The organism is Blastococcus sp. SYSU DS0533, from assembly GCF_054050775.1.
In genome coordinates this window covers 122,732-136,999 of the sequence record NZ_JBJGZZ010000003.1, presented here as the reverse complement: position 1 = coordinate 136,999, position 14,268 = coordinate 122,732, and the positions used below count along the sequence as shown (strand labels likewise).

Genomic DNA, 14,268 nt, shown 5'->3' with positions numbered 1-14,268 from the left:
AGGTGACTGCGCGCTAGGCGATGATGATCCGGCCGGTGGTGCTCATCACGGAGCAGTAAACCACTGCCGCGACGAGCTGCCCTCACCCGCCGCCGGGAATCGGCGTGATCGGCGGCGGCCCCCGCGCCAGGGTCCGGCCGTGATCCCACCCGGCTGGACCCTCGAGCACCGCGAGCTCGTCGGCTGGCTGGCGCCCGGCGGCGACGGGGGCCTGGCCTGCCGGTCCTCCTCACCGGCACGCCGCTGGCCGGCGCGCTGCCCCGCGGCGAGGCCCTCGCGCTGCGGGCCGCCGAACCGGCTGCCGGCTGGACCTGGCAGCCGGTCGTGCTCGTGGAGTCATCCCCCGCCGGCTGCAGGGTGCGGCCGGGGTGGCCCGCGCCGGGCGAGACGGGCCGGGGCGCTCCTGCCTGTGCCGGTCGGCGACCTCCTGCTGGCGGAACCGCCCGGCTGGACGTCAGCCGCCGGCGAGCGCGGCGAGGCGGTCGCCGACCTCGGCCGTGCGGATCGTCGCCCGCGGGTCGCGCGTGGAGACGTCGAAGGCGACCGCCGCCTCGACCTTGCGCGCCTGCTCCCCGCGGCCGAGGTGCTCGAGCAGGAGCCCGACGGACAGCACGGTGGCGGTCGGGTCGGCGACGCCCTGGCCGGCGATGTCGGGGGCGGAGCCGTGCACCGGCTCGAACATGCTCGGGTTGGTGCCCGAGGCGTCCAGGTTGCCGCTGGCCGCCAGCCCGATGCCACCGGTCACCGCGGCGGCGACGTCGGTGACGATGTCGCCGAAGAGGTTGTCGGTGACGATGACGTCGTAGCGGCGCGGGTCGGTGATGAAGAACATCGAGGCGGCGTCGACGTGCTGGTAGGCGACGGTCACCTCCGGGAACTCGACCGACACCTCTTCCACGACCCGCGACCAGAGACCCCCGGCGTGGGTGAGCACGTTGGTCTTGTGGATCAGCGTCAGGTGCTTGCGGGGACGGGCGACGGCCCGCTCGAAGGCGTAGCGGACCACGCGCTCCACCCCGAAGGCGGTGTTGAGGCTGACCTCGGTCGCGACCTCCTGCGGCGTGTCCTTGCGCAGCACCCCGCCGTTGCCGACGTAGGGGCCCTCGGTGCCCTCGCGGACGCAGAGCATGTCGATCGGGCCGGGGTCGGCCAGCGGGCTGCGGACGCCGTCGAAGAGCTTCGCCGGGCGCAGGTTGACGTGGTGGTCGAGCTCGAAGCGCAGCCGCAGCAGGAGCCCGCGCTCGAGGATGCCCGGCGGGACGCTGGGGTCGCCGATGGCACCGAGCAGGATCGCGTCGTGCTGCCGCAGCTCGTCGAGCACCGTGTCCGGCAGCAGCTCACCGGTGCGCTGCCAGCGCGCGGCGCCGAGGTCGTAGGGCGTCGTCTCCAGGTCGGGGGCGACCGCGCGGAGGACCTTCAGCCCTTCCGCCACGACCTCGGGACCGATGCCGTCTCCGGGGATCACTGCCAGGCGCATGGGAAGGGACACTAGGTCAGGGGGTGGCCCGGCCTGCGGCCCGGGCTGCCGACGCTCCGGTGGGGACGCCCGCCACCGCGTCGTCCCGGCCGACCGCGGTGGTCCTTGCCCCCGCCGGGAGGCCCCGACATCCTGACCGTGACGCCGGTGCAGGCCGGCCCCGACCGAGGAGAACAGTGAGCCAGTCCGACGACGAGCGTCGTTCCGAGTCCCAGCCGTACGGCGGCGGGAGCGGTCAGGAGCACGGCCAGTCCTCCTACGGGCAACCCGGGTACGGCCAGTACGGGCAGCCGCAGTACGGGCAGCCGCAGTACGGCGAGCAGCAGTACGGGCAGGAGCAGTACGGGCAGCCCCCGTACGGGCAGTACGGCGAGTACGGGCAGCAGCAGGGCTACGGGCAGCAGTACGGGGCACCGTCGCCCTACGGTCAGCCGCAGCCCTACGGCGGGTACGGCGGCTACGGGGGCTACGGCGATCCGGGCGTACCCGCGAAGCCGGGTGGGGTGATCACGGCGGCCGTGCTCGGTTTCGTCTACGGCGCGATCGGGCTGCTGGTGACCTTCTTCCTCCTGGTCTTCGGGGCGGCCGCCAGCGGCGCCGGTGGCGGGCTGGACGAGGAGATCCCCGGCTTCGGCGCGGTCAGCGGTGCCGTCGGTGGCGCACTGCTCGCCGTCGGGGTGCTCGCCCTGGCCTGGACGGTCGTCATGATCTGGGGCGCCGTGTGGGCCCTGACCGGCCGCAGCCGGGTGCTGCTGCTCGTCGGCGGGTCGATCGCCCTCACCTTCACGACCATCGGCCTGCTCGGCAGCCTGGTCGACGGCACCGGCGGCGACCTCGTGGTGAACCTGCTCTTCTTCCTCGCGTCGCTGGCGATCGTCGTCCTGCTGTCGCTGCGGACGGCCACCCAGTTCTTCGCGGCGCACCGGTACCGCCGCACCGGTCGCTGAACCGGGTGGTTGCGGCGGGGCGACCCCGCTCGGCGCTGCCTCGGCGGGGCACCGGTGTGACCATCACTACCGAACTCCTTCGTCGGCCTCGACGGAGACCCCGAGCAGGAGGAACCGCGATGTCCACCCCCACCGGTCCCGATCCCGACCGACCGCACGGCAGTCCGCCGCAGGGCCAGCCGGGCTGGGGGCCGCCACCGGGCCAGCAGCCGGCCTCCGGGTACGGCCAGCAGCACCCCCAGCAGTACGGGCAGGGCTACGGCCGGCCCGGCGGCTACCCCGACGCCCCGGCCGGCTACGGGCAGGCGCCCGGCGGTCAGCGCCCGGGCCAGGTCACCGCGGCAGCGGTCATCGGGGTGGTGATCGGCGGGCTGGGGACGCTCGGCGGGCTGCTGACCCTGTTCGCCATCGGCGCCGTCTTCGAGATCGACGCGCTGCTGGGCATCCTGGCGCTGCTGTCGTTCGCGGCGGCCGTCGTCCTGCTCATCGGAGGCATCCAGGTGCTGCGCGGCCAGGAGCCGCGGCTGCTGCTGCTCGGCAGCTACGCGTCCATCGCACTGCAGCTGCTGTACCTGCTGTGGGGCCTGGTCCAGGACGAGGGTTTCGTCTTCACCGGCCTGCTGGGCTTCGTCCTGCCGATCCTCGTGGTGGTGCTGCTGCGCACCGAGCAGTCCCGCCAGTACTTCGCCTCGCGCGGTCAGTCCGTCTGACCTCCCGCCGGACGCACGACGGCCCCCGCTGCCCGGGGCAGCGGGGGCCGTCGTCGTTCAGTTGCGGGCGGCGGTGCCGGTGTAGTCGTCGGACGCCGACACCCAGCTCATGAGACCGCGCAGCTTGCGCCCCGTCTCCTCGATCGGGTGCGCCTCGGCGGCGGCCCGCTTGGCCTTGAAGTCCGGCGCCCCGGCGTCCTGGTCGGCGATGAAGGCCGCGGCCCAGGAACCGTCCTTGATCGCCTCGAGGACCTCCTTCATCGACTCCTTGACGCGGGCGTCGATGACCTTCGGCCCGCTGGTGTAGTCGCCGTACTCCGCGGTGTCCGACACCGACCAGCGCTGCTTGGCGATCCCGCCCTCGTACATGAGGTCCACGATCAGCTTCAGCTCGTGCAGGCACTCGAAGTAGGCCACCTCGGGCTGGTAGCCGGCCTCGGTGAGGGTCTCGAAGCCGGCGGTGATCAGCGCGCTGGCGCCGCCGCAGAGCACGGCCTGCTCGCCGAAGAGGTCGGTCTCGGTCTCCTCGGCGAACGTCGTCCGGATGACGCCGGCGCGGGTGCCACCGATGCCCTTGGCGTAGGAGAGGGCGAGCTGGAGAGCGCTGCCGCTGGCGTCCTGCTCGACGGCGACCAGGCACGGCACGCCCTTGCCGTTCTCGAACTCGCGGCGCACCAGGTGGCCGGGGCCCTTCGGGGCGACCATCGCGACGTCCACACCGGCCGGGGGCTTGATGTAGCCGAAGCGGATGTTGAAGCCGTGGCCGAAGAACAGCGCGTCGCCGTCCTGCAGGTTCGGCTCGACCGATTCGGTGTACAGGTGCCGCTGCACGTGGTCCGGCGCCAGGATCATGATCAGGTCGGCCTCGGCGGCCGCCTCGGCCGGCGTGACGACCCGAAGGCCCTCGGCCTCGGCCTTGGCCCGGCTCTTGCTGCCCTCGGGCAGGCCGACGCGGACGTCGACGCCGGAGTCGCGCAGCGACAGCGCGTGGGCGTGACCCTGGCTGCCGTAGCCCAGGACGGCGACGGTCCGCCCCTGGATGATCGAGAGGTCGGCGTCGTCGTCGTAGAAGATCTCGGCGGCCATGTGTGGTGGGTTTCCCTTCGAGGTGATGTGGCCGGCCCCTCTTCAGGGGCCCGCCGCGAGCGTGCGAGCGGTGGGGAGAGGAGGGGTCCTTATCCGGTGCGCTCGACCGGCCGCAAGGTACCGGCGCCGGACATCGCGCGCGGCCCCCGCCCCAGGGCGACGGTGCCCGACTGGGCCATCTCCTTGATGCCCAGCGGTGCGAGCACCGCCAGCAGCGCCTGGAGCTTGTCGGGGGTGCCGGTCGCCTCGATCGTCACGGTGTCCGGGTTGACGTCGACGACGCGCGCCCGGAACAGCTCGGCGGTCTGGAGCACCTGGGTGCGCTCGGCCATCGGCGCGCGGACCTTGACCAGCAGCAGCTCGCGCTGCACGGCGGCCTCGCCGTCCAGCTCGACGATCTTGATGATCTCGATGAGCTTGTTGAGCTGCTTGGTGATCTGCTCGAGCGGCTGGCTCTCCGCGTCGACGACGATCGTCATGCGGGAGAGGTCGGGGTTCTCGGTCGGCCCGACGGCGAGGGACTCGATGTTGAACCCGCGGCGGCTGAACAGCGCCGACACCCGGGCCAGCACCCCGGACTTGTTCTCGACCAGAACCGAGAGCGTGTGCCTGCTCATCCGTCTCACACCTGCCCGTCGCCGAAGACCGGGCGCAGGTCGCGCGCGGCCAGGATGTCGTCGTTGCTCGCGCCCGCGGCCACCATCGGCCACACCTGGGCGTCGGCCCCGACCACGAAGTCGATGACCACCGGGGCGTCGTCGATCTCCATCGCCTTCTGGATGACCGCGTCGACCTCCTCCTTGGTCTCGCACCGCAGCCCGACGCAGCCCAGGGCCTCCGCGAGCGCGACGAAGTCGGGGATGCGCACCGGCTTCGGGGTGCCGTCCGCGTTGCGCGCGTGCAGCTTCGTGTTCGAGTAGCGGCCCTCGTAGAACAGGGTCTGCCACTGCCGGACCATCCCGAGGTTCCCGTTGTTGATGACGGCGACCTTGACCGGGATCCCCTCGATGGCGCAGGTGGCGAGCTCCTGGTTGGTCATCTGGAAGCAGCCGTCGCCGTCGATGGCCCAGACCGTCGTCTCCGGGCAGCCGTACTTGGCGCCCATCGCGGCCGGGACGGCGTAGCCCATGGTGCCGAGCCCACCGCTGTTGAGCCAGGTGCCGGGCTTCTCGTAGGAGATGAACTGCGCGGCCCACATCTGGTGCTGGCCGACGCCGGAGGTGTAGATGGCCTCGGGCCCCGCGATGGCCCCCAGCCGCTCGATCACGTACTGCGGGGACAGCGCGCCGTCCTCGGGCCAGTCGTAGCCGAGCGGGTAGCGCTCGCGCCAGTCGTCCAGCTGGGCCCACCAGGCGGCGAGGTCGGGCGTGCGACCGGCCTCGTGCTCGGCGCGCAGTGCCTCGACCAGCTGCGCGATGGTCTCCTTCGCGTCACCCACGATCGGCACGTCGGCCTTGCGGTTCTTGCCGATCTCGGCCGGGTCGATGTCGGCGTGGACGACCAGCGCCTCGGGCGCGAAGGTGGACAGCTGCCCGGTCACCCGGTCGTCGAACCGCGCGCCGAGGGCGACGATCAGGTCGGCCTTCTGCAGCGCGGTCACCGCCGCCACCGTGCCGTGCATGCCGGGCATGCCCAGGTGCTGCGGGTCGCTGTCGGGGAACGCGCCGCGGGCCATGAGGGTGGTGACGACGGGCGCCCCGGTCAGCGCGGCCAGCGCGGCCAGCTCCTCGGTCGCCCGCGCCTTGAGCACGCCGCCGCCGACGTAGAGGACCGGCCGGCGGGCCCGCGCGACGAGCGCCGCCGCCTCGCGGACCTGCTTGCCGTGCGGTCGGGTGGTCGGCTTGTAGCCGGGGAGGTCCAGCCGCGGCGGCCAGGCGAAGTCGGTGGTCGCCTGCAGGACGTCCTTGGGGATGTCGACCAGAACCGGCCCGGGGCGGCCGGTTGAGGCCAGGTGGAAGGCCTCCGCGATCCGCTGCGGGATCTCCTCGGCGTGCGTCACCAGGAAGTTGTGCTTGGTGATCGGCATCGTGATGCCGCGGATGTCCGCCTCCTGGAAGGCGTCGGTGCCGATGGCGGCGCTGGGCACCTGCCCGGTGATCGCCACGACGGGCACCGAGTCCATGTAGGCGTCGGCCAGCGGGGTCACCAGGTTGGTCGCGCCCGGGCCGGACGTCGCCATGCACACCCCGACCCGGCCGGTGGCCTGGGCGTAACCGGTGGCGGCGTGGCCGGCGCCCTGCTCGTGGCGGACGAGCACGTGGCGGACGTGCGAGTCGAAGAGCGGGTCGTACGCCGGCAGGATGGCGCCGCCGGGGATGCCGAAGACCACGTCGACCCCGACGGCCTCGAGGGAGCGGACGAGGCTCTGGGCCCCGGTGATGCCGGTCACCGGCTGGGCGGCGGCCTCGGCCACGGAGCGGGCCGTGGTCTCGACGCCGGTCAGCGCCGCGGCGGCCTCACGGGTGGGGGCCTCGGAGTCGGGGGCCTCGTTCGGGGTGCTGGTCATCGCGCGGGTCTCCTGGTGCCTTGCGGCGTGGTACGGGCTGGTGCGACGGGCGGCGTGCTCGCTGTGCGGCAGGTCACGGCCAACAAAAAACCCCTCGTGCCCCGGGCACGAAGGGTCAGCGCGTCGGTCGGTGACCGGACGCGCTAGGCGAGTACGAGGACGCCGGGGGTGCGGGCGTCGGCGAGCATGCTGGTGCGAGGCACGGGCACACTGTGCGCCCGCGCCCCGCCCGGCGTCAACCGTCCCGTCCCACTGTGTGGACACCCCGGTCCATTTTCGACGCCACGCCGCCCCGGACGTCCAGGACCGAGTCGTCGAAGCTCGCCAGCAGCGCGCGCAGCTCGGCGAAGGGCATCGGCCGCCCGAAGAGGTAGCCCTGCAGGTAGCTGCAGCCCATGGCCTGCAGCTCGGCGAGCTGCGCCTCGGTCTCCACGCCCTCGGCGACGACGTCCATGCCGAGCGCCCGGCCGAGGTCGACGACGCTGGCCACCAGCGCGCGGCCCCGCGGATCGGTGTCGATGCCGGCCACGAACTCCCGGTCCATCTTCAGGATCTGCACCGGGAGGCGGGCCAGGTACGCCAGCGAGGACCAGCCCCGCCCGAAGTCGTCCAGGGAGAGCACCACGCCCATGCCGCGCAGCGTCTCCAGGTCGCCCAGCGCCCCCTCGTGCGTGTCCAGCAGCACGGACTCGGTGATCTCCAGGATGAGCTTGCTCGCGGGCAGCTGCGCCGCGGCGAGCGCGGCCGCGACGTCCGGGGCCAGGCAGCCCGCCTGGAGGTGGCGCACCGAGACGTTGACGCCGGTCTGCACGTCCCAGCCGTCGGCCAGGAGCACCGCCGCCTGCTCGGTGGCCACGCGGAGCACCCAGCGCTGGAGGGGGACGATCAGGCCGTCCTCCTCCGCGAGCGGGACGAACTCGTCGGGCGGCACGGTGCCCAGGAGGGGGTGCTCCCAGCGCACCAGCGCCTCGAGCCCCAGGACACGGCGGTCGTGGACGCCCACGACGGGCTGGTACAGCACGCTCAGCTGCCCGTCGGCGATCGCCGCGGGCAGGTCGCGGGCCAGCCTGGTGCGCCGGCCCACCGCCGCGTCCACGGCCTCGCCCGAGGAGCGCACGCAGCGCTTCCCCGCGGCCTTCGCCGCGCGCAGGGCCAGGTCGGCCTGCCGGACGGTGCTCGACACGTCGGCGGCGGGGTCGAGCACGGCCAGGCCGATGCTCCCGGAGACCGCGAAACGCGGCCCGGCGCCCTGCCCGTCGGGCGAGGGCGCCCGGAAGGGGCGGTCGAGGGCGAGGACCAGCCGCTCGGCCAGGCCGGTGGCCTCGTCGAGACCACCCGGCACGAGGAGAGCGAACTCGTCGCCCCCCAACCGGGCGACGAGGTCCTGCTCCCGGGCACCGCTGCGCAGCTGCTCGGCCACCTGGGTGAGCAGCTCGTCGCCGGCCTCGTGCCCGGCGACGTCGTTGACCGCCTTGAACCCGTCGAGGTCCACCAGGAGGACGCAGCTGGGCTGCCCCGCGGCCGCCCGGGCACCGGCTGCGTCCAGGGCGGCCATGAAGCGGGCCCGGTTGGGCAACCCGGTGAGGTAGTCGGTGTAGGCGAGCCGCTCGAGCTCGCGCTGGCCCGACCGGCGGGCGGTGACGTCGCGGAGGTGCAGGACGGCGCCCTCGCGCAGCGCCGATCCCGGCACCCCGGCCCGGGCGGCCCCGGACAGCTCCACGTCCCGCCGCCCGCCGTCGCGGCCGCGCAGGCGGACGGTCGGCCGCACGCCCGGGGTGGTCGGGTTCCCGGTGTCCGCGACCGCGCGCGCCAGGACGGCGTGGTCGTCGGGGTCGACCAGGTCGGCCAGCCGCCGCCCGGTCAGGTCGCGCTCGGAGCAGCCGAGCTGGGCGTCGACCGCCCCGGAGACCCAGCGCACCCGGCCGGCGTCGTCCAGCACGACCGTGACGTCCTCCGCGCTGGCCACCAGGGCGCGGAAGTAGGCCTCGGTCTGCAGCAGCCGGCGGGTCAGGCGGGCGCCGTCGGCGGCCCAGAGCAGGCTGCGGGCGCAGGTGAGCAGGATCAGCAGCCCGACCAGCACGTACTCGGGCGCCGTGAAGACGTGCCCCGCCCTCAGCAGCGCGACGAGCACCGCCGCCACGCCGTAGGCGGTCAGGTGGCTGACGACCACGCCCAGCAGGGCGGGGCGGCCTGCCTGGTCCTCCCCCGACGCCGGGGTGCCGGGGTCGCTGTCGACGGCGCGGATGGCGGCGGCGAGCATGCCCGACCAGGCCAGCACGGTCAGGACACCGGAGGCCGCGTCGCCCAGGACGTTGGCCAGGGCACCGGCGACCGCGACGACGACCAGGGCGAGCATCGTGACCAGCAGCCACGTGGCGGCTCGGCGGCGTGCGGCCGGGGCGCGGGTCACGGCCGTCAGCGAGACGCCGCACAGCAGCGCCCCGGAGACGGGGTAGCCGACGATCAGGAGCGTGTCCACCGGCCCGCGGCTGCTGGTGACCGCGTCGGAGAGCACGAGGGCGCAGATGAGGGCCACGGCGACCAGCACGATCCCGGCGTCGAGGAACTCGCGGGCACCCGGGCGGCGGCCGGCGCGGGAGGGCAGCAGCAGGACGCAGCTGGCGACCGCGAGCGGGACGGCGAGCAGCTGCGGCAGGTGGGCCCAACCGCTCTGCGCGTACCCGCCGTCGGGGGCGACGGCGAAGACGAGCTGCGCGAGGACGAGCAGTCCGGCCACCGCCGACAGCAGCTGCCAGGGCCGGCGCGAGGGCCGGTCGAGGCGGCGGGCGTGCCGGGCGACGACGACCGCGGCCAGCGCCGAGGAGACCCCGAGCAGGACGGGGGTGACCCGCGCGGCGGACGCGCCGAGCAGGAGCTGCAGCCCGACCGCGAGCACCGCCAGGGCGGCCACCGCCAGCAGCGTGGTCGCCGACTCCCGCCGGGCCCGGCGATCGGGCAGGGCGCACGCGGGGAGCGCCGCCCGCACCCGGGGAGCCGGGCCCAGGGGCAGGTGCGGCGGCACCACGAGGCCCGGGTCGGGCCGGTCCGGCGACGCACTCACGACCGTTGTGTCGGCAGCGCTGCTCCGTCGCTGTGGCCGGCCCGCCCGCGCCTCACCCCTTGGGGGGTCAGCCGCAGATGGCCCCCTGCGCCGCGGATCCGACGAGCTTGGCGTACTTGCCCAGCACACCGGTGGTGTAGCGCGGCTGCAGCGGCTCCCAGCCCTCCGCCCGGCGGGCGAGCTCGTCGGCGTCGACCAGCAGGTCGAGGGTGCGCGTGGTGAGGTCCAGCCGGATCCGGTCGCCGTCGCGCACGAACGCGATCGGGCCGCCGTCGGTCGCCTCGGGGGCGACGTGCCCGATGCACAGGCCGGTGGTGCCCCCGGAGAACCGGCCGTCGGTGAGCAGCAGGACGTCCTTGCCGAGGCCGGCGCCCTTGATGGCGCCGGTGACCGCGAGCATCTCGCGCATCCCCGGGCCGCCCCGCGGGCCCTCGTAGCGGATGACGACGACGTCGCCGGGCTGCAGCGTGCCGTCGGTGACGGCGTCCATGGCGCCCTGCTCGCCGTCGAAGACCCGTGCGGTGCCCTCGAAGACGTCGGCGTCGAAGCCGGCCGACTTCACCACGGCGCCCTCGGGCGCCAGCGAGCCGCGCAGGATGCTCAGCCCGCCGGTGCGGTGGATGGGGTTGCTCATCGCGTGCACGATCGTGCCGTCGAGGTCCGGCGGGGCGATCTCGGCCAGGTTCTCGGCCATCGTCTTGCCGGTCACGGTGAGCGTGTCCCCGTGCAGCAGCCCGGCGTCGAGCAGCGCGCGCAGGACGACCGGGACGCCGCCCACCCGGTCGACGTCGGTCATGACGTACTTGCCGAAGGGCTTCACGTCGGCCAGGTGCGGGGTGCGGTCCCCGATGCGGTTGAAGTCGTCGAGGGTCAGCTCGACCTGCGCCTCGTGCGCGATGGCGAGCAGGTGCAGGACGGCGTTGGTCGAGCCGCCCAGCGCCATGACGACGGTGATGGCGTTCTCGAAGGCCTCGCGGGTCATGATCTGCCGTGCGGTGATCCCCTTGCGCAGCAGGTTGACGACCGCCTCGCCGGAGGCGACCGCGTAGGCGTCGCGCCGGCTGTCGGGGGCCGGCGGGGCGGCGCTGCCGGGCAGGGCCATGCCGATCGCCTCGGCGACGCTGGCCATCGTGTTGGCGGTGTACATGCCCCCGCAGGAACCCATGCCGGGGCAGGCGGCCTTCTCGATGGCGTCGAGCTCGTCCTGGGTGATGAGCCCGCGGGCGCACGCTCCGACGCCCTCGAAGACGTCGATGATCGTGAGGTCGCGGTCACCGAGCTTCCCCGGCAACGTGGAGCCCGAGTAGAGGAACACGCTGGCCAGGTCCAGCCGCGCGGCGGCCATGAGCATGCCCGGCAGGGACTTGTCGCAGCCGGCGAGCAGGACCGACCCGTCCAGCCGCTCGGCGAACATCACCGTCTCGACCGAGTCGGCGATCACCTCGCGGGAGACCAGCGAGGCCCGCATGCCCTCGTGGCCCATGGAGATGCCGTCGGACACCGAGATGGTGCCGAACTCCAGCGGGAAGCCGCCGGCAGCGTGCACGCCCTCCTTGGCCCGCTTGGCCAGCCGGTCCAGGGACAGGTTGCACGGGGTGATCTCGTTCCACGAGGACGCGACGCCGATCTGCGGCTTGGCGAAGTCCTCGTCGCCCATGCCGACCGCCCGCAGCATCGCGCGCGCCGGGGCCTTCGCCAGCCCGTCGGTCACCTCGTAGCTGCGGGGCTTGAGCGGGCTGTGGGTCGCGCCCGCGGGCTCGTTTCCGGGGATGAGGTCCTCGCCGATCGTCACGAGCGGGGATGGTAGGCCCGTTCCCCGACGGGCTGCGGGGCGCGGGTGGGAGGATCGCCCTCCGTGACCCCTCCCGCCCGCTTCCGGATGAACCGGAGCGCGCTGCTACCCGTGATCATCTTCGCGCTCTGCGTCCTGCCCACCGCCCTGGTCAGCGCGTGGACCCTCCTGCTCCTGCTGGTCCCGGCCGCGGTGGCCGCATGGGTGCTGCGGGCCGGGGTCGACGTCGGCGAGGACGGCATCACGGCCCGGTCGCTGCTGGGGTCCCGCTCGGTGCCGTGGTCCGAGCTCTCCGGGCTCCGCCTGGGCGGGCGCGGCGAGGTGTGGCTGGTGACGACGGGCGGGACCCAGGTGCGGCTGCCGGTGCTCCGGGTGCGGGACCTGCCCCGGGTCGCCGCCGCCTCGGGCGGGCGCCTCGCCGACCCCTCCGCCCGCCCGGCGGATCAGTAGGCGTCGACGACGTTCGCCAGCGGCTGCCCGGCCAGGATGCGGCCGATCTGCTCGGTGACCGCCGCCGTCGCCCGCTCCCGCGTCGCCGGCACCTCACCGCCGACGTGCGGGGTGAGCAGCAGGTCGGGCGCGCGCCACAGCGGGTGCCCCTCCGGCAGCGGCTCGGGGTCGGTGACGTCGACCGCCGCGCGCAGGCGCCCCGAGGTGAGCTCGGCCAGCAGCGCCCCGGTGTCGACGACCGGCCCGCGGGCGGCGTTCACGAGGAGGGCGCCGTCGGGCATCGCGGCCAGGAACCGCGCGTCGACCATCCCGGTGGTCTCGGGGGTCAGGGGCACGAGCAGGACGACGACGTCGGCCTCGGGCAGCAGCTCCGGCAGCTCGGCCACCGTGCGCACGCCCTCCCGCGGACGGCGCGCCACGTAGGTCAGCCGCACGTCGAAGCCGGCGAGCATGCGGCCCACCGTCGCCGCGATGTCACCGGCCCCGACGACCAGCACGCGGGCACCGACCAGCGACCGGTGCGTGCTGAACGACCACCGGCCGGCGTCGTGCTCGCGGACGAAGAAGGGCAGCCCGCGCTGGGCGGCGAGCGTCGCCGCCACCACCCACTCGGCGGTGGCAGGCGTGTGCGCGCCACGGGCGTTGCACAGCAGGACGCCCTCGGGCATCCGGCCCGCGAACCCCTCGGCGCCGGCGCTGGTCAGCTGCACCAGCCGCAACCGCGGCAGCGCGTCGAGGAAGCCCTCGGGGGGCGGGGTCGCGCCACCACCCGCGACCCAGACCTGCGCCCCGGCCGGCTCACCGCGGGGCGGTCCGTCCGCCGGCGCCACCCGGTGCGCCCGCACCCGCGGGGAGAGCTCCTCGACCGCCTCGGCCAGCCGTCGGGAGGGGACCAGCACGTGCAGCGTCTCGTCCGCCGCCAGCTCCAGGGTCGTCACCACCCCACGCTAGCCAGCGGCGCGCCCGCGTGCGTACCCCGGCCGCACGTACCCTGGGCCGGGTGAGGCCGACGAGCGCGCGGAGCGCACCGCGCGCGGCCGCCGCGCTGCTCGCCGGCCTGCTGCTGGCGGGCTGCGGCGGTGGTGGCTACGAGCCCGCCGGCCCCTTCCGGCCGCTCCCCGAGGGCCCCCCGCCGCAGGTGGGCCCGCCCACGGCCACCCTCCCGCCGCCCGCGGACCCGGCGCAGCCGGGCTCGGGCGAGGAGGAGGGCGACCCGAACGTCGTCGCCACCGGCCTGGAGGTGCCCACGGGTCTGGTGCTGCTGCCTGACGGCTCGGCCGTCGTCGGGGAGCGGGAGACCGGGCGGCTGCTGCAGGTCTTCCCCGACCGGTCCCCGGCGGTGGAGCTCATGACCGTGCCCGGGCTGGACACCAGCGGCGACGGCGGGCTCCTGGGGCTGGCGCTGTCCCCCACCTTCCTCGAGGACGGGCTGCTGTTCGCCTACATCACGACGGCGACCGACAACCGGGTGGTGCGCTTCCCGATCGGGGGGACGCCGAACCCGGTGCTCACCGGCATCCCGCGCGGCGAGACCGGCAACGGCGGCGCGCTCCTGACCGGCGCCGACGGCCACCTCTACGTCGGCACCGGGGACACCGGGGACCCGGCGCTCGCGGCGGATCCTGAGTCGCTGGCCGGCAAGGTGCTGCGCATCGACGTCTTCGGCCGCCCGGTGCAGAGCCTCACCCCGGTGCACAGCTGGGGGTACCGCGACGTCACGGCGCTCTGCCAGGACGGGGAACGGCTCTACGCCACCGACGAGTCCCGCGAGCGCCCCGACGAGGTCGACCTCGTCCAGGAGGACGGTGAGGGCGTCCCCCTCATCACCGTCCCGGCCGGGGAAGGTGGCCTGGGCGGCTGCGCGGTGGCCAACGGGACCGTGTTCCTCGGCGCCCTGGACGGGCAGCGGGTGCACGTCATCACCCTGGACGAGAACGGCGTCCCGGTCGACGGCGCCGTCGACGAGGTGCTCACCGACCGGTACGGCCGGCTGCGCACCGTCGTCCTCGACGCCGAGGGCGCGCTCTGGGTCACCACGTCCAACCGCGACGGCGTCGGCTCCCCCGCGGATGACGACGACAAGGTGCTGCGGATCCGCCCGCCCGGGGGTCAGCCCAACTCCCCGCTCTAGGGGATCAGCGCACGAACCGGTGGCCGACGTGCTGCCGGGAGTCGGCCAGGTCGTCCAGGATCAGCTCGCCATCGGCGGACCAGGTGGCGCCCGCCCGCCGCAGCGCCC

General features: G+C 74.6%; 11 protein-coding genes. 4 read left to right on the top strand and 7 right to left on the bottom strand.

The genetic code is table 11. From position 1 onward, the window contains the following. Nucleotides 1–454 precede the first annotated feature (454 nt). Nucleotides 455–1,477: a 3-isopropylmalate dehydrogenase gene (locus ACI79W_RS05495; RefSeq protein ID WP_456561066.1), complete on the bottom strand. Its 1,023-nt coding sequence runs from the start codon at nucleotides 1,475–1,477 to the stop codon at nucleotides 455–457. A 176-nt stretch (nucleotides 1,478–1,653) separates the two neighbouring features. Here ACI79W_RS05495 and ACI79W_RS05490 point away from each other — a divergent pair, with 176 nt between their 5' ends. Beyond that, nucleotides 1,654–2,424, top strand: coding sequence for a hypothetical protein (locus ACI79W_RS05490; RefSeq protein ID WP_456561065.1), 771 nt, complete (start codon nucleotides 1,654–1,656; stop codon nucleotides 2,422–2,424). A gap of 119 nt (nucleotides 2,425–2,543) precedes the next feature. After that, on the top strand, nucleotides 2,544–3,134 hold the full coding sequence (locus ACI79W_RS05485) for a hypothetical protein (protein WP_456561064.1): 591 nt from the start codon (nucleotides 2,544–2,546) through the stop codon (nucleotides 3,132–3,134). Between the two features lie 57 nt (nucleotides 3,135–3,191). Here the strand turns inward: ACI79W_RS05485 and ilvC are convergent, their stop codons facing one another. The 5 genes from ilvC to ilvD form a co-directional block, all read right to left on the bottom strand. Further along, complete coding sequence (gene ilvC / locus ACI79W_RS05480) at nucleotides 3,192–4,220, bottom strand: ketol-acid reductoisomerase (RefSeq protein WP_456561063.1); 1,029 nt, start codon at nucleotides 4,218–4,220, stop codon at nucleotides 3,192–3,194. 89 nt (nucleotides 4,221–4,309) lie between these two features. Further along, complete coding sequence (gene ilvN / locus ACI79W_RS05475; protein WP_456561062.1) at nucleotides 4,310–4,837, bottom strand: acetolactate synthase small subunit; 528 nt, start codon at nucleotides 4,835–4,837, stop codon at nucleotides 4,310–4,312. A gap of 5 nt (nucleotides 4,838–4,842) precedes the next feature. Next, nucleotides 4,843–6,726: an acetolactate synthase large subunit gene (locus ACI79W_RS05470; RefSeq protein WP_456561061.1), complete on the bottom strand. Its 1,884-nt coding sequence runs from the start codon at nucleotides 6,724–6,726 to the stop codon at nucleotides 4,843–4,845. A gap of 235 nt (nucleotides 6,727–6,961) precedes the next feature. Next, nucleotides 6,962–9,787, bottom strand: a complete 2,826-nt coding sequence (locus ACI79W_RS05465; RefSeq protein WP_456561060.1) for a putative bifunctional diguanylate cyclase/phosphodiesterase — start codon at nucleotides 9,785–9,787, stop codon at nucleotides 6,962–6,964. 67 nt (nucleotides 9,788–9,854) lie between these two features. Further along, nucleotides 9,855–11,579 carry a dihydroxy-acid dehydratase gene (gene ilvD / locus ACI79W_RS05460; RefSeq protein WP_456561059.1) on the bottom strand — a complete coding sequence of 575 codons (1,725 nt, stop codon included), beginning with the start codon at nucleotides 11,577–11,579 and terminating at the stop codon, nucleotides 9,855–9,857. A 63-nt stretch (nucleotides 11,580–11,642) separates the two neighbouring features. Here ilvD and ACI79W_RS05455 point away from each other — a divergent pair, with 63 nt between their 5' ends. Next, on the top strand, nucleotides 11,643–12,029 hold the full coding sequence (locus ACI79W_RS05455; RefSeq protein ID WP_456561058.1) for a PH domain-containing protein: 387 nt from the start codon (nucleotides 11,643–11,645) through the stop codon (nucleotides 12,027–12,029). Here the strand turns inward: ACI79W_RS05455 and ACI79W_RS05450 are convergent. Further along, nucleotides 12,023–12,967, bottom strand: coding sequence for a 2-hydroxyacid dehydrogenase (locus ACI79W_RS05450; protein ID WP_456561057.1), 945 nt, complete (start codon nucleotides 12,965–12,967; stop codon nucleotides 12,023–12,025). The genes ACI79W_RS05455 and ACI79W_RS05450 overlap by 7 nt on opposite strands. A gap of 62 nt (nucleotides 12,968–13,029) precedes the next feature. Between ACI79W_RS05450 and ACI79W_RS05445 the strand changes: the two genes are divergently transcribed. Further along, nucleotides 13,030–14,160, top strand: coding sequence for a PQQ-dependent sugar dehydrogenase (locus ACI79W_RS05445; RefSeq protein ID WP_456561056.1), 1,131 nt, complete (start codon nucleotides 13,030–13,032; stop codon nucleotides 14,158–14,160). The last annotated feature ends 108 nt before the right edge of the window (nucleotides 14,161–14,268 follow it).

Excerpts from the sequence above, each read along its gene's own strand:
- ACI79W_RS05495 (WP_456561066.1), bottom strand. The coding sequence starts at position 1,477 with ATGCGCCTGGCAGTGATCCCCGGAGACGGCATCGGTCCCGAGGTCGTG.
- ACI79W_RS05485 (WP_456561064.1), top strand. The coding sequence starts at position 2,544 with ATGTCCACCCCCACCGGTCCCGATCCCGACCGACCGCACGGCAGTCCG.
- ilvC (WP_456561063.1), bottom strand. The coding sequence starts at position 4,220 with ATGGCCGCCGAGATCTTCTACGACGACGACGCCGACCTCTCGATCATC.
- ilvN (WP_456561062.1), bottom strand. The coding sequence starts at position 4,837 with ATGAGCAGGCACACGCTCTCGGTTCTGGTCGAGAACAAGTCCGGGGTG.
- ACI79W_RS05470 (WP_456561061.1), bottom strand. The coding sequence starts at position 6,726 with ATGACCAGCACCCCGAACGAGGCCCCCGACTCCGAGGCCCCCACCCGT.